The following is a 19,353-nucleotide window of genomic DNA, read 5'->3' as shown; positions in this document are numbered from 1 at the left end:
AACAGGAGCCGATGCATGTCATCCGTCGATGAAGAAACCGTCCGTCGGCCGCGCGGCCGGCCGCGCGCGTTCGACCGCGAAGCCGCGTTGCGGCGCGCGATGGAATTGTTCTGGGCGAAGGGCTACGACCATTGCTCGATGAACGATCTCGTCGATGCAATGGGCATCAACTCGCCGAGCATCTATGCCGCGTTCGGCAGCAAGGAAAGTCTCTTTCGTGAAGCGCTCGCGCTTTACGGCAAGTCCGAGGGCGCGACCGCGCAGGACGCGTTGCAGGAACCAGTGTGCGGACGCGAGGCCATCAAGACGATGCTGCGGCGAAACGTGGAGTTGTTCACGTGCTCGGGCAAGCCGCGGGGCTGCATGCTGATACTCGGCGCGCTCAACATCGGCGCCGAGCACGAGGAACTGCATGTGATGTTGAAGAAGCGCCGCCAGGCGATCGCGACGCTCGTCAGGAAGCGGCTCTCGAAAGCGGCGGAAGAAGGCGAGTTGCCATCATCGGCCGATATCAGCGTGCTGACGGCGCTGTGCATGACGATGCTGAGCGGCCTGTCGATGCAGGCGCACGATTGTGTGCCGCGCGCGGTGCTGTTCAGCGCGATCGACATGTTCGTTGCATCACTGCCTTTTATCGATACGACGCCCTGACGCCAAACATGACTCTCCCCGATACCGAAGGCAACCGCACCCCTCACGCACGCATCGGCGTCGAGCACTGGGGCCTGCTGCCCGGCGGCGATGCCGTGCGGCTCTTCACACTGCGCAACGCGCACGGCATGCGCGTCGCGATCAGCGATCTCGGCGCGACGCTCGTCTCGTGGCACGCGCCCGATCGCGCGGGCCGCATCGCCGACGTGCTGCTCGGCCACGATACGCCCGCCGACTATCTCGCGGCGCGCGCGTTCATGGGCGGTACGATCGGGCGCTGGGCGAACCGCATCGCCGACGCGCGGTTCACGCTCGATGGCGTGACGTATTCACTCGATCGCAACGACGGCCCGAATCATCTGCATGGCGGCGCGGCGGGATTTCATCGCGCGTTGTGGCAAGCGCGCGAAGTGGACGGCGCGCTCGTGATGACGCACGAATCGCCCGCAGGCGAAGGCGGCTTTCCCGGCGCGCTCACGGCGACCGTGCGCTTCTCGCTCGACGACGAAGGCACGCTCACGCTCGATTACGACGCTCTCGCCGATGCCCCGACGCCCGTGAGCCTGACGAATCACGCGTACTTCAATCTTTCAGGCGACGCGCCCGACATTCGCGACCATGTGATCGCAATCAATGCGGACGCGTACTTCGCGGTCGATGATTCGATGATCCCAATCGCCCGCGCCGGTGTCGCAGGCAACGCGTTCGACTTGCGCGCGGGCGCACCGATCGGTGCGCGGCTCGACTGGCCGGACGAGCAGCTCGCGCGCGCGGGCGGCTTCGATCACTGCTACGTGCTGCGCGGTGACGGCCAGGCGCTCGCCACGGCCGCCGTCCTCTACGATCCCGCGAGCGGCCGCGAACTGACCGTCGCGACGAACGCGCACGGCATGCAGTTCTATACCGGCAACTTTCTGGAAGGCGTGATCGGCCGCAATGGCGCGCGGTATTGCAAGCACGCGGCGCTGTGCCTCGAAACGGGCGCGTTCCCGAACCAGATCAACATGGACGATGCCGCCGATGTCGTGCTGCGCCCCGGCGAACGGTATCGCCAGAAAACGACTTACAAGCTGAGCGTGCGATGAACGCGGAATCCGCGCCGCCTATAAAATCGAAGGGATGAACCGTTCATCCCTTCCCGCCGGCGGCCACGAGCCGGAGCTTCCGTTGCACGCGCCGAGCGTCGCATCGCTTTCGATGGCGGCGGCGATCGCGCTCATCGCCTGGATCGCCATAGCCGCCCAGACTGACATCACGATCGACCGCTGGACCTCGCGCGGCTATAGCGTGTTCTACGGTGTCGAGCGCATGAGCAGCTATCTGACGAACCTGACCGTGTTCGCGAGCGCCATCTGCTTCACTTGTGTGGCGGCGCGTGCTCGGGCGCCTGTCGCGCGCTTCTTCCGGCAGCCGACCGTCGTGACGGCAGTCGTGGTGTACATGGTATTCGTCGGTATCGCATACAACGTGCTGCTGCGCTATCTGTGGACGCCTTCTGGTTATCGCGCGCTCGTCAACGAGTGTCTGCATACCTTCGTGCCGGTGATGGCGGCGCTTTACTGGGTGCTTTACGTGCCGCGCTTTCATTTGAGCCTGCGTCATTGCCTGCTATGGCTCGTCTTTCCCCTCGGTTATCTGAGCGTGACGCTGTGGCGCGGCAGCGTGTCGGATTTCTATCCGTATCCGTTCATCAATGTAAGCGAACTCGGCTATCCGCATGTGCTGCTCAACGCGACGCTGCTCGTGATCGCGTTCCTCACGCTGATGGGCGTCTTCATCGCGATCAATCATCGCAGGCCGGACCTCGCCGTGCCGGATGAGGAAGAGCAAAGCGAACAGCCCGCCGACGACTTGCGCGGCGGGCCGTAGCGCTGAAGCTCAAGCGTCCTTCGAATCGAACATCAGCAACTCGACGCCCGCCTGCGCGAAATTCGCCAGATCGCCTGCCGTCGCCGCGCCTTCGGGCGAACCCAGGGCCGTCTTGATCGCATCGAGCGATTCGAACTCCAGCACCGCGACGAGGTAATACGGCGACTCGCCCTGCCCCACGGCCACCGGCCCCTTGCTGATCTCGTAGCTCTTGAGTCCCGGCAAGGTTTTCGCGAGCGGCGCGTGAGTCGAGGCGTAATGCGCATCGAACGCGGACGGGTCCGACGGATGCTTGTAAAGCGCGACGAGCTTGGCCATAGGTTGTCTCCTTTTAGTGGTGCGGTTGGGTTATTGCTTTTCGAACTGCAAGTACAGCCGCTGCACGTTCTGCGGCTGCGCGATCGTATAGAGCTTGTAGTGGCTGAAGGCGGGGACTTGCACCGTGCGCATCGCGTCCGTCAGACCCGTGCCGCTCGCATACGCGCGGCGCACGGCGGCATCGAGTTCACGTAAATACGCGCCGGTCTGCATGATGCCGTCGCCCTTCACGAGCAGCCCGAAGCCTGGCACGACCACGCGCGGGTCCATCGCACGCAGCTTGTCGAGCGCGGCGAGCCAGCCGGGAATCTGCTCGTTGCGAAGCTCGGGAATCCGTCCATTGCTGACCAGCCCGCCTGCGAAAAGGACGCCCGTCGCCGTGTCGAGAACGGCAAGATCGCCCGGCGTGCTCGCCGGGCCGAAGTGCAGCAGTTGCAGGTCGCGGCCGCCGCTGTCGATCTGCGTCGTGCCTTCGACGGTACGGTCCGGCACGGTCACGCGCGAGCCGCTCATCTCTTCGTCGCCGAGCGTGCGCTGCAGGTTCTTCAGACAGATCGCGCATCGTTCGCGAATCAGCTCGGCGGCACGGCGTTGCGCGAGAACCGGCACGCCCTTATCGCGAAACGCCGAAGCGCCGAACACGAATTCCGGCGCCTGATGCGTGATGATGACGAGTTCCACCGGCAACGGCGTGACCTTGCGGATCGCTTCGATCATCGCGCGGCCGTATCGGTATGACGAACCGGTATCGACCACCGTCACGCCGCTCTTTCCGACTATGAACCCATTGTTCGCGACGATCCCGCGATTGGCCGGCGCCACCGCGTCGCCATCGCCGAGCATCACGTAGACACCCTCCGCGATGGCGACGGGCGCGGGCATGTCGCCCGCTGCGGCATGGGCAAACGCCGCGCACGCGAGCAACACTAACGCGCTGAAAAACCGCGCGCGCATCAAAGGCCGTTCGACGAAGTCTGCTGCACGCCCGGTTGCGGGCTGACCGCGACTGCCCCTTCGAACTGCTTGTTCTTCGTATCCTCGACATGCGCCTTCAGTTCACCGTTCGCGCGCGGCACGAAATAGAAGCGGAAGTTCGGGTTCTCGCTGATCGAAAAATTCACGTTCGCGGTCATCACCGGCTTGTCGGCGTACGTCACCGCGACCTTGCGGATGAAATACGCGCTCGCATAGTTGCGCGTGACCTGGTTCATCGCCATGCCGGTGCGGTTCGGATGGCGCACCATCAGTTGCGCGAGCTGCGGACGCCCCGCGACGCTTGGCCCTTCCGCTTGCAGGCGCACCTGGCCGGCCGTGACTTCGGCGGTGGCGTCGTCCTTGCCGGCGGGCGCCGAGCAGCCGCCCGATGCCTTCACGAAACGCACCGCGCTATACAAATGCCCGTCGTTCGTCTCGGCGATCACACGCATGAACGTGTAGTCCTCCACGCGCACGCGTGTCTCGATGCTCGCGAGCCCCGAGTCCGGCGTGAAATCGAACGATCCGGCGTACGGCTCGGGGTTCTCGTCGATGAAGAGATAGACGCGCTTGATGTAATGCGCGGGCGTCTGCGGGAACTGCGCGGTGATCGCGATCGGCACGACGGCGGCATCGGCGGCACGCGCGGGCGCCTGCAACTTGATGACGGCGTCGCCGTGTGTATCGACGGGGCGGTCCTTGAACGCGCCTTCCTTGAAATCGAGCCAGCGAGCGTTCTTGTTCGGGTCGTCGTCGGGCTGGGTGGCGTAGGCGCCGTTGAACGCGAGCGTCGCGATGACGGCGATCAGCGCGTCGCGTTTTCCAATGATCATGATGTCCCTCCGTCCTGCTGTTCTACTGTTCCCACTCGAGTTCCGCATACGCTGCGGTCACGTTACGGCGATGGTAGAGATCGAACAGCAGCCACTTGCCGCGCTCGTTCCCGCCGATCGTATCGACCGCCTGCTGAATCGTCTCGCCGCGCCTGATCGATGCACGCACATCCTGCGCCAGATGGCTCAAATACGCTTCTTCAGCATTCAGCGCCGTACGCCACGGCGTATCGATCGGACCGTGTCCCGGCACGACGCGGCGCGGATTCATCTGGCGAATCGTGGCGATATCGTCGAGCCAGCCGGTGATGCTGCCATCGATCACAGGAATGCACTTGACGAACAGCAGATCCGCGAGCCACAGCGTGCCCGTCTCTTCATCGTATACCGTCAGGTCGTTGTTCGTATGCGCTGTTTTCCAGGTGCGCAGAATCAGCTTGCGACGGCCGAGGTCGAGCTTTTTCGTGCCATCGACGGCGAGCGTCGGCGGGACGATTTCGCTGCCGTCGGCAAGCGCGCCGAGTTCGCGCCGCAGCACGCGCAGATAGTTGTCCGCGCGTGACGCCTCCGCCTCGCCGAGCGCCGCGCTGCCGACGAATTGCGGACGATCGCCCGTGAACGCGGCGTTGCCGAAAATGTGATCGGGGTGCATGTGCGTGTTGATCACATAGCAGACGGGCAGCGGCGTCACGGCGCGGATCGCGGCGCGCAGCTCGCGCCCTTCCTCCAAGGTGCCACCCGTATCGATCACCGCGACACACTTTCTTCCGATGATAAACCCCACGTTCGCGATATCGCCCTTGTTTTCGCGTGTCGCGACATCGTCGTGGCCACGATGCACGTAGATGCCCGGCGCGAACTGCGTCACGGCGAGCGGCGCGGCGGCGTGGGCCGCGCAAAAGCAGAGCAGCAGTCCGGCCACGACGATCAAACGCCGCATCACACCACGCCGCCGATCCGCTCGCCCTGCGCTCGTTTCGGCGGCCGCAGCGCGAATTGCGCGTACTCGCTTTCGAGAAACGGCTCGGCGTGTTCGAGCAGAAAACGCCGAAACGCCAGACACGTCGGCGACAACTGTTTCGAACGCGAATGGACAAGTTGCCACGTCCGTTCGATCGGCGTCCCGTTCACGTCGAGCAGCGCAATCTCGCCGGTGCGCAATTCGAGCGCGAGCGTATGCAGCGAAATGAGGCTGACGCCCATGCCGGCCATCACGGCCTGCTTGATCGTCTCATTGCTGCCGAGCGTCACGCTTCGCGCGGGCACGAACAGATGCTGCCGGAATACATGTTCGGCCACCGCGCGCGTGCCGGAGCCGGGCTCGCGCAGCAGAAACGTATCGCCGGCGAGCTCCTGCAAGTCGAAGCGCCTCGCATGCCGCAGCGGATGCGAAAGCGGCGCGACGATTACATGCGGGTGATAGGCAAGCGGCTCGGCGGTCGTGCCGAGTTCGGGCGGCGGCCGGCCCATGATCGCGAGATCGGTCGCGTTGTCCTGCAGCCAGCGCAGAAGCGTCTCGCGATTGCCCACCGAAAAACGCACGTCGACCTTCGGAAACTGCTGCGAATAGAGCGCAAGCAGCTTCGGCGCAAAGTACGTCGCGGAACTCACGATGCTCACCGCGATCGAGCCGCTATCGGCCTGTGTCAGCGACATCATTGCGTCCTCGGCGTCCTTGATCTCGCCCAGAATTCGGCTCGCGTGATGCGAAAGGCGCTCGCCCGCCTCGGTCAGCGCGAGCCTGCGCGCGACGCGCTCGAAGAGCGGCAGCCCGATCGCTTCTTCGAGCTGCCGTATCTGCATCGATACGGCGGGCTGCGTCAGATGCAGTTCCTCGGCCGCGCGCGCGAAGCTCGGGCAGCGGCACGCGATCACGAAGATCTGCAACTGGCGCAACGTCAGCGAGCGGATGAAGTTCACGATGGGCGGCCACGCGTCGAAGAGAAGCCGGACAGGTGCCCGGCCCCGACCACAATCAACGGCTCGCGCGCGGAGCGTTCGCCGGCTTGACAGGCGCCGTCTCGCCGGGCTTCACGGGCGCGAGCGTGCGCTGCGCGCTCTGGAAGCTCAGCGTTTCGGTTTGCACCGGGTGCGCGAAATCGTTGTTCGCGCCCGGTGTTTCGGTGCGGATCGACATTACGTGGCCGGGCACGTCGTCGGCGACGAGGAACGTGTAGCGCTTCGCGGTGTATTGTGGAAAGCGCGCGGCGTTCGGATCGTCGAGATACGGCTGGATCACGATCTGCTGCGCCTTGATCTTCTTGCCGCCCGCTTCGCTCGTCACCTGCACGATCGGAGGATTCGCCGCGAGCGCGAGCCGCACGCGCTGCTGGAAATAGCGCCGCTTGCCGCCGGTCAACTGCTCCATCTCCGTGATGTCGTGCTCGAGGAAATAGAGGATCACCGGGTTGCACGGCAAGCCGCCGGGCAAGGACACGGGCCCCGTGTGATCGGAGACGCGCGCGTCGCCGTTCGTGTTGCCGCGGCTCGTGACGAGCACGCGCACGGTGTCCTTCAGCTTTTCGGGCGGGCCGGAGCTGTCGAGCGCGTAGTCGAGTTCGGTCAGCGGATCGACGCCGTCCAGATGCGGCGCCATGAAGAGCAGCTTCTCGGCGGGTGCGATGTCAGGTGCGGGCGCATCGGCGGCGTAGGCCTGACACGCTGCGCTGAAGAGCGCCGCCGCCACGACGCGCGATAACAGCTTGACGCCCCTCATTGCGCCGCCGCCGGCTGCAGGGGCAGCAGCGGCACCTGATAGCTCGTGAGTATCTGGTCGATCTTCGGCTGATTCGCCCCGATCCAGTTATCGACCTTGTCTTTCCACGCCTTCTCGCCGTAGCGCACGCCCATCGAAATCTCGTAGTCGAAGCGGATGCCCGGCGTCGGCTGGAAGGGCACGAGCTTGACGGTGTCGTTCGAGCGTTTGACGAAGTAGCCCGCGATCGGTCCCCACAGGAACACGACGTCGACGGTGCCCTTCTTCATGTCGCTCTCGATCATCTCGCCGGGGAACGCATCCGGATCGCCGCTTTGCGCCTGGTACGACACGGCCTGCTCGATCAGGTTGTTGCCGAGCAGCCAGTCGACGGCGGGTGTGCGCGAGAAAATGCCGAGCCGCAATTTCTTGAGCGTCTCGGGCGGCAGTTTCGTCAGGTCGGACGGCGTCTGGATGCTCGCAAACTCAGGGCGGTTCGGGAACACCATCGCGTAGGTGGAATGCAGGTACGGGCGCGTGGTCGCCGTCAGGTCGTAGCCCTTCGGCACGCCGATGATCAGATCACACTTGAAGCGCTCGGTGTCGGGCACCTTGTCGCGCAGCGTGCGCCGAACGAAGCCCATGCGCTGCGGAAAGTAAGTGTATTCGAGCTTGTAGCCGAAGTCGCTCGCCATCTGGCTCGCGATCTTGTTCTCGTAGCCTTCGCCCTTGTTGTTCGAGAGCGGCATGTTGTTCGGATCGGCGCAGACGCGCAGCACGCCGTCGGCGCCATCGTTGTTGGGCAGCGCGGGATCGTCGGCGAGCGCGGCGTGGGACGCGCAAGCGACGAGCAGCGCGGCGGCAAGCCGCACGGCAGTGATGCGGGTTACCTTGCATTCAGACATCGACACCTCCGGTAGTGACTGCGGGCATGCTCATTTTGCATCGATTGCCTGCAAGTCGCCGGGGTTGATTTTGCCGTCGGAGCGGCCTTTCAAGTACGCGTACAGGTTTTCCCAGTTTTTCTGCATCATCTGGCTCGAACTGAAGTCGGGCATGCCCTTGTCGATACGTCCGCCGAAAACCGTACGATGGAATTCCTTCGTGTCGAGCGTCTTGAACGCCTCGATCAGCGACGGTCCCACCATGCCTTCCTGCTTCGCGCCGTGACAGCGCTCGCAGGCGAGCGCGCGCCATGTCTTCCAGCCTTGCAGCGTGTTGCTGTCGACCTTGTTGCCGTCCTGGACCTTGTACGCCACCGGCTTGACCTGTCCCGGGTCGGTCTGGGCGTAGGAAGCCGGTATTGCGAACAATGCGATTGCCAGCGGCAAGAGTGATCGGCCTTTCATGCGTCTGTCTCCTTTCCTTTTTTCGGTGTTCCGCCGCTCTGTGGCTGAACTCAAATGCCAATACGCGTTCTTCAGGGACGCCGCCAACCACCGCCTCAAGATTTCGAGGCGGGGCTGGCGGGCGTTGCGTTGCGTGACTACGAGGGATGAATCAGCCGCCGGGGATGGCGAACACGAAGAGCGTGCCGCCGAGTGCCGTGTACTTCGCCAGTTCGCGATAGCCGCCGACCGCGCCGAGGCCTTCCGTCGACTTCTGGAGACCCGCCGCCATGCCGATGCCGGCCCAGCCGCCGATGCCCGAATAAACGCCGACAAACTGCTTGCCCTGGTACTGATACGTGAAGACATTGCCGATGATCCCGGACGGCGTCTTGAACTTCCACAGTTCCTTGCCGTCCTTGATGCGCACTGCCTTCAGATACCCTTCGAGCGTGCCGTAGAACGCGATGCCGCCAGCGGTTGCGAGTGCGCCGGACCACACCGAGAACTTCTCCGGCTTGGACCATGCGATCTTGCCCTTGCTTGCATCCCACGCGATGAAGTTGCCCATCGCGCCGTTCTGGTTCGGACCCGGATACATCGAGAGCGTCGCGCCGACGAACGGCTGACCCGACACGTACTCGACTTCGAACGGCTCATAGTCCATGCAGACGTGATTCGTCGGCACAAGGAAGAGCCCCGAGTTCGGATCGAACGAAGCGGGCTGCTGGTCCTTCGACCCGAGCGCCGCCGGGCAGATGCCCTTCACGTTGTGGTCCGGACCGGCCTTTTGCGTCGAGTAGGTCGCATTGCGCACCGGCAGGCCGCTCTTCACGTCCACGCTGTCGGCCCAGTTCACCGCCGGGTCGTACTTCTGCGCGACGAGCAGCTCGCCCGACTCGCGATTGAGCGTGTAGCCGAAGCCGTTACGGTCGAAGTGGACGATCGCCGGGACCTTCTTGCCGCCCATCGGCAGGTCCGCGAGGATCATCTCGTTCACGCCGTCATAGTCCCACTCGTCGTGCGGCGTCATCTGGTAGACCCACTTCGCCTTGCCGGTATTCAGGTCACGCGCGAAGATCGACATCGACCATTTGTTGTCGCCGGGGCGTTGCGTCGGGTTCCATGTGCCCGGGTTGCCGGTGCCGTAGTAGACAAGGTTGAGTTTCGGGTCCCATGCGTACCAGCCCCAGGTGGTCCCGCCTCCGGACTTCCACTGATCGCCCTTCCAGCTCTTGAGCGAGGAGTCCGCGCCGATCGGGATCATCTTGCCGTCGGACCAGGTCATGGTCTGCTGCGGGTCCATCAGCATTTCGTTGTCCGGGCCCGTGCTGAACGCCTTCCAGACTTCCTTGCCGCTCTTGATGTCGTACGCGATCAGCCGTCCGCGCACGCCGAACTCGCCGCCCGAGATGCCGGTGAGCACCTTGTCGCCGAACACGTGCGGCGCGTTGGTGTTGGTTTCACCCGCCTTCGGATTGCCGTTCTGCGCCGTCCATACGACTTCGCCCGTCTTTGCATTGAGCGCGACGAGTTTCGTATCGGCTTGCTGGAGGAAGATCTTGTCGTCGCCATAGGCGAGACCGCGGTTCACCGTGTCGCAGCACATCACCGAGATGACCTGCGCGTCCTGCTTCGGCTCGTATTGCCAGAGGAAGGTCTGATCCTTGAGGTTGATCGCGATGACCTTGTTGGGGAAGGGAGAGTGGATGTACATCGTCTCGCCGATGACGAGCGGCGAACCTTCGTGACCGCGCAACACGCCGGTCGACATGGTCCAGGCCACCTGTAGCTTGCCGACGTTCTGTTCGTTGATCTGCTTGAGCGGGCTGTAGCGGTGATTCGAATAATCGCCCGCCTGTGCCGCCCAGTTCGATGGGTTCTTGATCAGTGTGTCGAGCTGCGGGTCTGCTTGTGCAACATAGGAATTCAGACTCGCCGTCGCGACCACCGCCAGTCCAAGAACCAGGGTGCGTAAGTTCATGTCTCCTCCAGAATGTGATGCCGTCCGACCCAGGGATGACCACGCTACCGGGTGCATTCCCGCGCGCCTTCTCGAATGCAGGTAACGAGCAACGCCCAAGCCCGGTTCATTGCCGGGCGAGTTGCGTACGGAGGGCAATTGCATATTCCATGCCGGAATGTGCGGCCGGGGGCCTGCATAAGCGCTGCGTTTGCCTGCGTGGCTTTGCGGGCGGCGCCTGCGTCATCGGTGCGACACATACTGTGTCAAATCCGCGATAGGTTCTCTAGCGCGCTACACAAATCATCGCGAACGGGACATGACGCGATGCAGCACGTCTTCAGGCGCATACTGACTTTTCGCACATCCACATCCCACGCGGAGGCCACGCCATGACACAAGCCGAGAAGGTTTACTCCGATGAAGAAGTCCAGCAACGTCTGACGGGTCCGTTGCAGCACTGGTACATGGAAGACGGCTGGCTCCGGCGCAAGTTCAAGACCGAGAGCTGGAAGGGCACGCTGATGGTCGTGAATACGGTCGGGCATCTTGCCGAGTCCGCGTGGCATCATCCGGACCTGACGGTGTCGTATGCGTTCGTCGTCGTGAAGCTGAAGACCCATTCGGCGAAGGGCATCACCGACAAGGACTTCGCCCTCGCGACCAGGATCGAGGACGTGATCCAGTGGCAACCGGGCAAGGAAGGCGGCGCGCTCGAAGGTACCCCAGCCGACGACCAGCGCTTCCGCTATATCAAATACGACGCGCCGAAAGCGTGAGCACTTCGCTTAACCCCCGCTGAACACAATGACGCGCGCCTGACACAGTGCGCGCCGTCCCTTCGCGCTGCGGGCCGCCCGTCAAGGCGCGCGCGGCTGGTACGTCTCTTGCCTTGAATGCTCGGCTTGCTGCGCCCGGGTTTTTGGAGAACCGCGCGGACGGCGCCGCTCAACCCGACTTCGAACCAGGGACATTCGCAATGCAGATGCCTTCCGGTCGCCTCTCGCAGCCACCGGCCGTGACGGTCGATGCCCCCGCGCGCTTGCATCTCGGCTTTATCGATCCGAACGCGTCGCTCGGGCGCGGCTTCGGCAGCGTCGGCCTCACGATCGACGGGCTCGGCACGCGGATCACGGCGCGGGTAGCGGATGAGACGCGCGTCGAAGGCGCGGCGAGCGATGCGCAGCGCGCGCGCATCGAGCGGTATCTGGAGCAGCTGCGGGCGGCCTACGGCGGCCCGCCGGTCGCGGTCGAAGTAAATGCGACGCCGCGTGCGCACGCCGGCCTCGGCTCCGGCACGCAGCTCGCGCTGGCGCTCGGCACCGCGTACGTGCGCCTCGCCGGCCGCACCGCGACCACCGCGCAGGTCGCAAGGCTGCTCGGACGCGGCTCGCGCTCGGGCATCGGCATCCACGGATTCGATCACGGCGGGCTGATGGTCGACGGCGGACATGGTTCGAACGCGGCTGTCGGGATCGCGCGCCTGCCGCCGTTGTTGTTCCGCCAGCCGTTCCCGGACGGCTGGCGCGTGCTGCTCGTCGACGATACCTCGCGCGAAGGACTGCACGGTGACGAGGAACGCCGGAGCCTCGCCGCGCTCGCGCCCTTCCCGCGCTCACTCGCCGCGCATTTGAGCCATCTCGTGCTGATGCGCGTGCTGCCCGGCGTCGCGGAAAGCGACTTCGACTCGTTCACGAAAGGCATCGGCGAGGTGCAGCAGACGATCGGTGAATATTTCGCGCCCGCGCAGGGCGGCGTGTTCTCGAGCACCGCTGTCGCGCGCGCGCTCGCGGCTGTCGCGTCGCAAGAAATGGCCGGCATCGGACAGACCTCGTGGGGACCGACCGGCTTCGCGTTCCTGCGCAGCCCCGCCGCCGCCGAGCGCGCGCTCGCGGCCGCGCGCGAGGCAAGCCGCGCGAACCCGTCGATCACCTGCATGATCGCCACCGGCCGCAACCGCGGCGCGACCTGGCACGCGGCCGAAGTCCAGAAGTGCGGCATCGACGCCGCGTGAGGTTACGAAAGCAGTCCGGACGTCCCGAAACCCCCAGCGAGTCCCCCATGCCCGAAGCCACCGAGAGCATTCCACGGCCCTACATCCTGCACATGTTCACGGCCACGCCGCAGATGAGCCCGTTCGACGTCAACATGGCCGCCGACGCGGGCTACCAGATCGTCGTGCCGTACTGCAACGTCGATGAGGCGAGCGTCGTCCAGTTGACGCAGGACGCGATCTTCTCGCGCGGGCCGAAGGGCGTGTCGCGCACGGGCATCTTCATCGGCGGGCGCGACGTGATGCTCGCCGCCGACATGCTCGATCGCGCGCGCCAGGCGATGGTCCCGCCGTTCGAAGTCTCCGTGTTCGCCGACCCGAGCGGCTCGTACACGACGGCAGCGGCGCTGGTCGCGCTCGTCGAGCGGCATCTTAAAAAGGAACACAGCGTCGATTTCGGCGGCAAGCGCGTGCTGATCCTGGGCGGCACGGGCGCGGTCGGCCGCGTGGCGGCGGCGATGGCGGCGTCGCTCGGCGCCGACGTCGCGATCGCGAGCCATTCGAGCGCCTCGCGCGCGACGCAGGTCAGCGACGAGATCAACCGGCGCTTCGATGTTGCCACTTCCGGCGTCGCGACGACCACGCCCGAGCAGTTGCAGAAGGAACTGGCGCGCGCGGAAGTCGTGTTCGCGACGGCGGTCGCGGGCGTGCAGGTGATGAGCGCCGCCGACCTCGCGCACGCGAAAAACCTGCTGATCGCCGCCGACGTGAACGCGGTGCCGCCCGAAGGCATCGCGGGCGTGAACGTGATGGACGACGGCAAGCCGCTCGCGGGTGCCGCGCGCCAGGACGCGGTCGGGATCGGCGCGCTTGCGATCGGCAACGTGAAGTATCAGGTCGAGCATCGTCTCTTCGTCAGGATGCGCACGGGCGGCAAGCCCGTCTACCTCGGCTTTCCCGAGGCGTTCGACGAAGCGCGCGCGATCGCCGCCGGCCTCGGCTGATGCACGCGGGGACGCCGTTTTCGCGGAAACCTTGCGTCGCGGTCGTGGGGCTGTCGGCGCGGATGCTGGCGCAATCGGCGGTGCGCGCGGGGTTCGAGCCCGTCGCGCTCGATATCTTCGGCGATCGCGATACGCGCGAGGAAGCCAGCGCGTGGTTCGACATCGGCGGCGAGGGGCTTTTGATCGACCGCGAGCTTTTACTTGATGCACTGCAGCGCGCCGCGCGTTTGCCGCGCATGCTCGGTTACGTCGCGACGAGCGGAGTCGAACCGCTGATGGGCGCGCTGTACAGCGGCGAGCGGCTGCCGCGCTTTATCGGCAACGACGTTGCGGCGACCGCCGCCGTGCGCGATCCCAAGCGGTTTTTCGCGCTGCTCGACGAGTGCGGCATCGCGCATCCGGAGATCAGCTTCACGCGCCCCGCTGATCCGCGCAGATGGCTCGTGAAGCACGCGGATGGCTGCGGTGGCGTGCATATCGAAGCGGCTTCTTCGGAAAGCGAGATCGGGCCGCATGCTTACTATCAGCGCGTCGCCGCCGGGCGTTCGATGTCGGCGCTCTTCGTGGGCGCGCGGCGCGAGGCGTGCGTGACAGGTTTCGCGGACCAGTCGAGCGTCGCGGCGGGCAAGCTGCCCTTCGTGCATTCAGGTTCGCTCGGGCCCGTCGATCTGCCTTTGCCGGTCGCGGCGAAGCTTCACGAGGCGATCCGCGCGATCGTCTGGCGCACGGGGCTGACGGGCATCAACAGCATGGATTTCCTGCTCGACGGCGACGCGTTCAGCGTGCTCGAAATCAACGCGCGCCCCTCTTCCACGATGGCACTGTACGAAGCCGTCTGGCCGCAGAGCCTCTTCGCCTGTCACGTCGACGCGTGCCTGCACGGGCGGCTGCCTTCGCCGCCGCCTGCGCCGACGCGCCGGGCGGGACAGCGCGTCGCGTTCGCGCCTTTCTCGATAACGGCGTCGAAGCCTTTCAGCGACGCGCTTCACGGCGACCCCGCCTGCCACGACGTCCCGCTGCCCGGCACGCGCATCGAAGCGGGTCAGCCGGTCTGTACGCTCGCCGTGACCGCGCCGTCGCTCGACGCAGTGCAACACGAACTCGAACGCCACCACGCGCGTCTATTGCAACGCATCGAAACCTGTCGCGAGCCTCTTCATGACGTCAACACCTTCCGCTGATCCTTCGCAGCGCCTCAGCGTCAACGCATTGAGCGAGCGGCTCGTCGCGCGTCTCGTCGACGATGCCGCGCGCTACGCCGTCGCGATCACACGCACGGACGCCGGCACGACGCTCGTCGATGCGGGCGTCGCTGCACCGGGCGGCGTCGAGGCGGGCCTGCTGACCGCGCGCATCTGCATGGGCGGGCTCGGGCGCGTCGCGCGGCGCATGAGTGCTGAGGCGGAGCCGTTCTTGCCGAGCCTGATCGAAGTCCATACGTCGATGCCGGTCCTGGCCTGCCTCGGCAGCCAGTACGCAGGCTGGAGCTTGTCCGCGACCAAGGAGGAAACCGGCGGCAAGAAATTCTTCTCGCTCGGCTCCGGCCCGGCGCGCGCGCTCGCCGTGAAGGAGCCGCTCTTCGACGAACTCGGCTACCGCGACCGCCACGTGCGCGGCGCGCTCGTGATGGAAGTGGACCGTCTGCCGCCGCAAGTCGTCATCGACAAGGTGTTGCGCGACTGCGCGCTCGCGCCCGAAGCGCTCACGATCGTCGTCACGCCGACACACTCGGTTGCGGGGACGGTGCAGGTGGTGGCGCGCGTCGTCGAGGTTGCGCTGCACAAGACGCACGTGCTCGGCATCGATCTGGCGGAAGTCGTCGAGGGGAGCGGCACGGCGCCGCTGCCGCCGCCCGCGCCCGATGCGATCCAGGCGATGGGCCGCACCAACGACGCCATCCTCTACGGCGGCCGCGTCCATCTGACGGTGAAGCACGACGCGGTGGCCGAGCGTCTCGCCGCCGAGTTGCCGTCGCGCAACGCGCGCGACTATGGGCGGCCGTTCGCGGAAATCTTCACCGCGTTCAACTACGACTTCTATCAGATCGATGCCGCGCTCTTCGCGCCCGCCGAAGTGTGGGTGAGCAGCCTCGAAAGCGGCGCGACGTGGCACGGCGGAGCAATCGATGCCGCCCTGCTGCGCGCGCAGTGGGGGAAACCATGACCGGAACGCTGCGCATCGCGATCATGACCGACGAAACCGGCTGGCACACGTCGCGTCTCAAAAAGGCGTTCCGCGCGCGCGGGGCGGACGCGCGCTGCGTCGATCTCGCCGATTGCCGCATCGATACGACCTGGGCCCCGCACGGCCTCGCGATCCCCGGCTTCGGCCACGGGCTGCCGGATACCGTGTTCGTGCGCGGCATCGCGGGCGGGACGTTCGAGCAGGTGACGCTCCGGCTCGGCATCCTGCACGCGCTGCGCGAATGTGGCGTGCCGGTCTATAACGACGCGCGCGCGATCGAGCGTAGCGTCGACAAGTCGATGACGAGCTTTCTCCTCAACCGCCACGGCGTACCGACGCCCCCTACGTGGGCCGGGGAATCGGCGGCGTTCGCGCAGCGCGTGCTGATGCGGGAGGCTGCGGCGGGCCGCAAGGTCGTGATGAAACCGCTCTTCGGCTCGCAGGGCAAGGGCTTGCGGCGGCTCGGCGCGGGCGCGGGCGGGCAACTCGCGTCGCTGCCTTCGTTGCGCCCATTCGGCGACGTGGCGTATCTACAGCGTTACGTCGAAGGCGGCCAACCTGGCTTCGACTGGCGCGTGCTCGTGATCGGCGGCAAAGCCGTCGCGGCGATGCGGCGAGTGGGCGGGCGCGGCTGGATTCACAACTTCGCGCAGGGCGCGGCGTGCGAACCGGCGCTCATCACCGACGCCCTCGCCGACACCGCCATTCGCGCGACGCAGGCGCTCGGCCTCGATTACGCGGGCGTCGATTTGATTCCGGAGAGCGGCGAGGCGGACGCCGCCGCCCGCCCGCTCGTGCTCGAAGTGAACGGCGTTGCGGCGTGGCGCGGGCTGCAATCGGTGACGCGGTTCGACATCGCCGCCGCGCTTGTCGACGATCTGCTCGACCGCAAGCTCGCGCTCCCGCGTGCGCCGGTCGCGCTGGCAAGCGGCGATGCAAGCCGCTGACGCTCGCGACGCTTTTCTGCGCGCGTGCCGGCTCGACGTCGAAACGCCGAAGCCAGGCAACGTGAGCGTCGATAGCGCGGGCCACGGCATGACGGCCGCGCAGTTCATCGCGAGCGCTGAGGCGGCGGCTGGGGCACTTTTTACGCGAGGCGCAGGCGTCGGCGAGCGGATTCTCGCTGCCGTGGAGCGCACCCGCGAAGTCGCCGGCTGCAATACGAATCTCGGGATCGTGCTGCTATGCGCGCCGCTCGCGACGGCGCTGGAAGCACATCCCGTCGATGCCGCCGCCTGGCGGGCCGAGACGGAGCGCGTACTCGAACGCCTCGACATCGACGACGCCCGCGCCGCTTATCGCGCGATCGCGCTCGCGAACCCCGGCGGTCTCGGCGATGCGCCCGAGCAATCGGTGCGCGACGAACCGAGCGTCGACCTGCGCGCCGCGATGACGCTCGCCGCCGGCCGCGACAGCATCGCCCGCCAGTACGCGAACGGTTTCCGCGACATCTTCGAGACGGGGCTTGCCGCCGCCATGTCCTTCAAATCGCCGACAGCGGCCACGCTCAACGTGTTCCTCACCTTCCTCGCGACGTGGCCCGATTCGCACATTGTGCGCAAGCAGGGTGTGACGATGGCGCAAAGTGTCACACGCGAAGCGCGGCTAAGACACGGGGAGTGGCAAGCCGCCGCTGCATCTGGCGCGACGCCGCGCCTCGCCGCATGGGACGCCGACCTGAAGGCGCGGGGCATCAATCCGGGCACGAGCGCCGATCTCACGGTCGCGACGCTGTTCGTCGCTGGATGCGTGGTTCAAAATCCGCGCGATTGGCACGGATCATGATAGGTACTTCGTGGTTTGCCCACCCTTAAGTCTTGCGCGACCGGAAGCCGGGCGTCGCGAGTAGTCCGCAAGTCGAAATATCCGAGACCCAATCACTGGAGGAACAGCATGGCCAAGATCAATCGCGTCCTGGTAGGAGAGTCGCTCATCGGCGACGGCAACGAGGTCGCTCACATCGACTTGATCATCGGACCGCGGGGTTCCGCAGCCGAAACTGCGTTCTGCAACGCGCTCACCAATAACAAGGACGGCTTCACGTCGCTACTGGCCGTCGTCGCGCCGAACCTGCTCACGAAGCCAAACACGATCCTCTTCAACAAGGTGACGATCAAGGGCGCCAAGCAGGCCGTGCAGATGTTCGGCCCGGCGCAGCACGCGGTGGCGCTCGCGGTGGCGGACAGCGTCGAGGACGGCACGATCCCCGCCGACGAAGCCGACGATCTATTCATCTGCGTGGGCGTCTTCATCCACTGGCAAGCCGAGGACGACAAAAAGATTCAGGAGTTCAACTACAAGGCGACGCGCGAGGCGCTGCAGCGTGCGGTGGCGGGCGAGCCGAGCGCGAAGGAGGTCGTCGCAAAGAAGGCGACAGCGGCCCATCCGTTTGCGCCGAACTGAAGGATTATGCTTTATGCACGGCGCGGCCTGCCTGGCCGCGCTTCCGCTTGAATCTATCCGAGGCTTTCTGCATGACTTCACGATGTCGCGCGCTGCTGGTTCTCGCCTGCCTCCTGCCGGCTGCCCCGCTCGCGCTCGCGGCCGGCGCCGCGGCGCAGGTTCACGATTACCCCACGCAGGGACGCGTGGAGTACGTACTCGGCTGCATGGACGACAACGGCCACGACTTCGTCAACGTCTACAAGTGCTCGTGCGCGATCGATCGCATCGCGGCGTCGCTTCCCTATGACGATTTCGTCGAGCAATCGACGTTTTCCAAATACGCGACGCTCGGCGGCGAAGGCGGCGCGGAGTTTCGCGTCGATCGCGCGAAGGCGCAGACGAAGAAGTTCCGCGCGCTGCAAGCCGACGCGTACCGCGCCTGCGGCATCGGACGCCCGGGCACGGTGGCGAAATAGGCGTTTGCGCTAGTTGGGAATCAGGCCTTCGCCAAGCGACGCGTAGGTCGCCATGCTGCGCGCGCGGCGCCGCTCGATCAACACGCCAACCGATTCGACGTCATCGAATTTCGCGGGTTTCGCGAGCGATACCCGCACCCAGTGCGCGCCGAAATCCGCGATCAGCAACTGCGCGATTTTCTCCGCAAGCGCTTCCAGCAACTGCACGCCGTGCGACGCGAGGAGCGCATGCAGCGCCTCGCGCACGGCGGCGTAGTTGATGGTGTCCTCGATGCGGTCGGTGGTGCACGCGCGAATCGCCGGCACGCCGATCGCGAGACTCATGCGCACCGGCTGCGGTTCGTGCAACTCGGTCTTGTCGATGCCGATCACCGTGCGGCCCGTCAATCCTTCGATATAGACGATGTCCATCGGCGTCATGTCGTGCGCGGGTTGTTGCGCTGCGGCATTGACGGTATTGGGGAAGCCGGTCTGGCGAATGGCATCGAAACGGTCCATGGGGGTGGCCTGCCTTTGAGTAGGTGACTTATTCGCTGAGACGAGGGATCAAGCAAAAACCGGGCGCATGCAAGTCATTCAGTCAATCTGATCGAAGTCAGCGAGTTTATCGATTTTGCATAAACTCACTAACTTTCCTATAAATCGAGCATTCAATGCGGCCCGGCTCCGCGACCAAGCA

At 65.5% G+C, this 19,353-nt stretch carries 22 protein-coding genes; 12 read left to right on the top strand and 10 right to left on the bottom strand.

Features of this window, described 5'->3' with window-relative positions:
- The first annotated feature begins 15 nt into the window (after positions 1 to 15).
- The 3 genes from AWB65_RS03260 to AWB65_RS03250 are packed head-to-tail and all read left to right on the top strand — an operon-like array spanning position 16 to position 2,520.
- On the top strand, positions 16 to 651 hold the full coding sequence (locus tag AWB65_RS03260; RefSeq protein ID WP_087665777.1) for a TetR/AcrR family transcriptional regulator: 636 nt from the start codon (positions 16 to 18) through the stop codon (positions 649 to 651).
- Positions 652 to 659: 8 nt separating this feature from the next.
- Positions 660 to 1,736 (top strand): aldose epimerase family protein, encoded by a 1,077-nt coding sequence (locus AWB65_RS03255; protein ID WP_087665776.1) that lies wholly within the window; start codon positions 660 to 662, stop codon positions 1,734 to 1,736.
- A 34-nt stretch (positions 1,737 to 1,770) separates the two neighbouring features.
- Complete coding sequence (locus AWB65_RS03250) at positions 1,771 to 2,520, top strand: Pr6Pr family membrane protein (protein ID WP_087665775.1); 750 nt, start codon at positions 1,771 to 1,773, stop codon at positions 2,518 to 2,520.
- Positions 2,521 to 2,529: 9 nt separating this feature from the next.
- On the opposite strand, the gene AWB65_RS03245 is transcribed toward AWB65_RS03250, so the two are convergent.
- The 9 genes from AWB65_RS03245 to AWB65_RS03205 form a co-directional block, all read right to left on the bottom strand.
- Positions 2,530 to 2,838 carry an EthD family reductase gene (locus AWB65_RS03245; protein WP_087665774.1) on the bottom strand — a complete coding sequence of 103 codons (309 nt, stop codon included), beginning with the start codon at positions 2,836 to 2,838 and terminating at the stop codon, positions 2,530 to 2,532.
- A 30-nt stretch (positions 2,839 to 2,868) separates the two neighbouring features.
- Positions 2,869 to 3,720 carry an MBL fold metallo-hydrolase gene (locus tag AWB65_RS03240; RefSeq protein ID WP_235007487.1) on the bottom strand — a complete coding sequence of 284 codons (852 nt, stop codon included), beginning with the start codon at positions 3,718 to 3,720 and terminating at the stop codon, positions 2,869 to 2,871.
- 71 nt (positions 3,721 to 3,791) lie between these two features.
- The gene (locus AWB65_RS03235) at positions 3,792 to 4,646 is read right to left on the bottom strand and encodes a quinoprotein dehydrogenase-associated SoxYZ-like carrier (protein ID WP_087665772.1); all 855 of its coding nucleotides are present in this window, start codon (positions 4,644 to 4,646) and stop codon (positions 3,792 to 3,794) included.
- 22 nt (positions 4,647 to 4,668) lie between these two features.
- Complete coding sequence (locus tag AWB65_RS03230; RefSeq protein ID WP_087665771.1) at positions 4,669 to 5,586, bottom strand: quinoprotein relay system zinc metallohydrolase 2; 918 nt, start codon at positions 5,584 to 5,586, stop codon at positions 4,669 to 4,671.
- On the bottom strand, positions 5,586 to 6,566 hold the full coding sequence (locus AWB65_RS03225) for a LysR family transcriptional regulator (RefSeq protein WP_087654434.1): 981 nt from the start codon (positions 6,564 to 6,566) through the stop codon (positions 5,586 to 5,588). Before AWB65_RS03225 ends, AWB65_RS03230 begins: the two co-directional genes overlap by 1 nt.
- 55 nt (positions 6,567 to 6,621) lie before the next feature.
- Positions 6,622 to 7,362 (bottom strand): hypothetical protein, encoded by a 741-nt coding sequence (locus tag AWB65_RS03220; RefSeq protein ID WP_087665770.1) that lies wholly within the window; start codon positions 7,360 to 7,362, stop codon positions 6,622 to 6,624.
- Positions 7,359 to 8,246 (bottom strand): substrate-binding domain-containing protein, encoded by an 888-nt coding sequence (locus AWB65_RS03215; protein ID WP_087665769.1) that lies wholly within the window; start codon positions 8,244 to 8,246, stop codon positions 7,359 to 7,361. The genes AWB65_RS03220 and AWB65_RS03215 overlap by 4 nt, the downstream gene beginning before the upstream one ends.
- Before the next feature lie 30 nt (positions 8,247 to 8,276).
- Entirely contained in the window at positions 8,277 to 8,690 is a 414-nt protein-coding gene (locus AWB65_RS03210; RefSeq protein ID WP_087654437.1) for a c-type cytochrome, read from the bottom strand.
- A 151-nt stretch (positions 8,691 to 8,841) separates the two neighbouring features.
- Entirely contained in the window at positions 8,842 to 10,653 is a 1,812-nt protein-coding gene (locus AWB65_RS03205) for a methanol/ethanol family PQQ-dependent dehydrogenase (RefSeq protein WP_087654438.1), read from the bottom strand.
- Between the two features lie 371 nt (positions 10,654 to 11,024).
- On the opposite strand from AWB65_RS03205, the gene AWB65_RS03200 reads away from it, so the two are divergent.
- From AWB65_RS03200 to AWB65_RS03160, 9 genes are all read left to right on the top strand, one after another.
- A complete protein-coding gene (locus tag AWB65_RS03200; RefSeq protein ID WP_087665768.1) occupies positions 11,025 to 11,411 on the top strand; it encodes a 4a-hydroxytetrahydrobiopterin dehydratase in 387 nt (128 codons plus the stop codon).
- A gap of 200 nt (positions 11,412 to 11,611) precedes the next feature.
- Positions 11,612 to 12,646: a beta-ribofuranosylaminobenzene 5'-phosphate synthase family protein gene (locus AWB65_RS03195; protein WP_087665767.1), complete on the top strand. Its 1,035-nt coding sequence runs from the start codon at positions 11,612 to 11,614 to the stop codon at positions 12,644 to 12,646.
- 47 nt (positions 12,647 to 12,693) lie between these two features.
- The gene (locus AWB65_RS03190; protein ID WP_087665766.1) at positions 12,694 to 13,629 is read left to right on the top strand and encodes an NAD(P)-dependent methylenetetrahydromethanopterin dehydrogenase; all 936 of its coding nucleotides are present in this window, start codon (positions 12,694 to 12,696) and stop codon (positions 13,627 to 13,629) included.
- Positions 13,629 to 14,810, top strand: a complete 1,182-nt coding sequence (locus AWB65_RS03185) for an ATP-grasp domain-containing protein (RefSeq protein ID WP_087665765.1) — start codon at positions 13,629 to 13,631, stop codon at positions 14,808 to 14,810. The genes AWB65_RS03190 and AWB65_RS03185 overlap by 1 nt, the downstream gene beginning before the upstream one ends.
- On the top strand, positions 14,788 to 15,792 hold the full coding sequence (mch, locus tag AWB65_RS03180; RefSeq protein ID WP_087665764.1) for a methenyltetrahydromethanopterin cyclohydrolase: 1,005 nt from the start codon (positions 14,788 to 14,790) through the stop codon (positions 15,790 to 15,792). The genes AWB65_RS03185 and mch overlap by 23 nt, the downstream gene beginning before the upstream one ends.
- Entirely contained in the window at positions 15,789 to 16,760 is a 972-nt protein-coding gene (locus AWB65_RS03175) for an ATP-grasp domain-containing protein (protein WP_087665763.1), read from the top strand. The genes mch and AWB65_RS03175 overlap by 4 nt, the downstream gene beginning before the upstream one ends.
- On the top strand, positions 16,747 to 17,598 hold the full coding sequence (locus AWB65_RS03170) for a triphosphoribosyl-dephospho-CoA synthase (RefSeq protein WP_087666022.1): 852 nt from the start codon (positions 16,747 to 16,749) through the stop codon (positions 17,596 to 17,598). The genes AWB65_RS03175 and AWB65_RS03170 overlap by 14 nt, the downstream gene beginning before the upstream one ends.
- Positions 17,599 to 17,706: 108 nt before the next feature.
- Positions 17,707 to 18,216, top strand: a complete 510-nt coding sequence (gene fae, locus AWB65_RS03165; RefSeq protein ID WP_087665762.1) for a formaldehyde-activating enzyme — start codon at positions 17,707 to 17,709, stop codon at positions 18,214 to 18,216.
- Positions 18,217 to 18,287: 71 nt separating this feature from the next.
- A complete protein-coding gene (locus AWB65_RS03160) occupies positions 18,288 to 18,674 on the top strand; it encodes a hypothetical protein (RefSeq protein ID WP_087654446.1) in 387 nt (128 codons plus the stop codon).
- 9 nt (positions 18,675 to 18,683) lie between these two features.
- On the opposite strand, the gene AWB65_RS03155 is transcribed toward AWB65_RS03160, so the two are convergent.
- Positions 18,684 to 19,172, bottom strand: coding sequence for a dihydroneopterin aldolase (locus AWB65_RS03155; RefSeq protein WP_087665761.1), 489 nt, complete (start codon positions 19,170 to 19,172; stop codon positions 18,684 to 18,686).
- Between the last annotated feature and the right edge of the window lie 181 nt (positions 19,173 to 19,353).

It is taken from the genome of Caballeronia humi (assembly GCF_001544475.1).
Taxonomy (GTDB): Bacteria; Pseudomonadota; Gammaproteobacteria; order Burkholderiales; family Burkholderiaceae; genus Caballeronia; species Caballeronia humi.
Note: the sequence above shows the minus strand (reverse complement) of the source record. Positions and strands in the feature narration are given on the sequence as shown.

What these genes read in the sequence shown, in the direction of transcription:
- AWB65_RS03260 (WP_087665777.1), top strand. Translation starts at nt 16, where the DNA reads ATGTCATCCGTCGATGAAGAAACCGTCCGTCGGCCGCGCGGCCGGCCG.
- AWB65_RS03255 (WP_087665776.1), top strand. Translation starts at nt 660, where the DNA reads ATGACTCTCCCCGATACCGAAGGCAACCGCACCCCTCACGCACGCATC.
- AWB65_RS03250 (WP_087665775.1), top strand. Translation starts at nt 1,771, where the DNA reads ATGAACCGTTCATCCCTTCCCGCCGGCGGCCACGAGCCGGAGCTTCCG.
- AWB65_RS03245 (WP_087665774.1), bottom strand. Translation starts at nt 2,838, where the DNA reads ATGGCCAAGCTCGTCGCGCTTTACAAGCATCCGTCGGACCCGTCCGCG.
- AWB65_RS03240 (WP_235007487.1), bottom strand. Translation starts at nt 3,720, where the DNA reads ATGCCCGCGCCCGTCGCCATCGCGGAGGGTGTCTACGTGATGCTCGGC.
- AWB65_RS03235 (WP_087665772.1), bottom strand. Translation starts at nt 4,646, where the DNA reads ATGATCATTGGAAAACGCGACGCGCTGATCGCCGTCATCGCGACGCTC.
- AWB65_RS03230 (WP_087665771.1), bottom strand. Translation starts at nt 5,586, where the DNA reads ATGCGGCGTTTGATCGTCGTGGCCGGACTGCTGCTCTGCTTTTGCGCG.
- AWB65_RS03220 (WP_087665770.1), bottom strand. Translation starts at nt 7,362, where the DNA reads ATGAGGGGCGTCAAGCTGTTATCGCGCGTCGTGGCGGCGGCGCTCTTC.
- AWB65_RS03215 (WP_087665769.1), bottom strand. Translation starts at nt 8,246, where the DNA reads ATGTCTGAATGCAAGGTAACCCGCATCACTGCCGTGCGGCTTGCCGCC.
- AWB65_RS03210 (WP_087654437.1), bottom strand. Translation starts at nt 8,690, where the DNA reads ATGAAAGGCCGATCACTCTTGCCGCTGGCAATCGCATTGTTCGCAATA.
- AWB65_RS03205 (WP_087654438.1), bottom strand. Translation starts at nt 10,653, where the DNA reads ATGAACTTACGCACCCTGGTTCTTGGACTGGCGGTGGTCGCGACGGCG.
- AWB65_RS03200 (WP_087665768.1), top strand. Translation starts at nt 11,025, where the DNA reads ATGACACAAGCCGAGAAGGTTTACTCCGATGAAGAAGTCCAGCAACGT.
- AWB65_RS03195 (WP_087665767.1), top strand. Translation starts at nt 11,612, where the DNA reads ATGCAGATGCCTTCCGGTCGCCTCTCGCAGCCACCGGCCGTGACGGTC.
- AWB65_RS03190 (WP_087665766.1), top strand. Translation starts at nt 12,694, where the DNA reads ATGCCCGAAGCCACCGAGAGCATTCCACGGCCCTACATCCTGCACATG.
- AWB65_RS03185 (WP_087665765.1), top strand. Translation starts at nt 13,629, where the DNA reads ATGCACGCGGGGACGCCGTTTTCGCGGAAACCTTGCGTCGCGGTCGTG.
- mch (WP_087665764.1), top strand. Translation starts at nt 14,788, where the DNA reads ATGACGTCAACACCTTCCGCTGATCCTTCGCAGCGCCTCAGCGTCAAC.
- AWB65_RS03175 (WP_087665763.1), top strand. Translation starts at nt 15,789, where the DNA reads ATGACCGGAACGCTGCGCATCGCGATCATGACCGACGAAACCGGCTGG.
- AWB65_RS03170 (WP_087666022.1), top strand. Translation starts at nt 16,747, where the DNA reads ATGCAAGCCGCTGACGCTCGCGACGCTTTTCTGCGCGCGTGCCGGCTC.
- fae (WP_087665762.1), top strand. Translation starts at nt 17,707, where the DNA reads ATGGCCAAGATCAATCGCGTCCTGGTAGGAGAGTCGCTCATCGGCGAC.
- AWB65_RS03160 (WP_087654446.1), top strand. Translation starts at nt 18,288, where the DNA reads ATGACTTCACGATGTCGCGCGCTGCTGGTTCTCGCCTGCCTCCTGCCG.
- AWB65_RS03155 (WP_087665761.1), bottom strand. Translation starts at nt 19,172, where the DNA reads ATGGACCGTTTCGATGCCATTCGCCAGACCGGCTTCCCCAATACCGTC.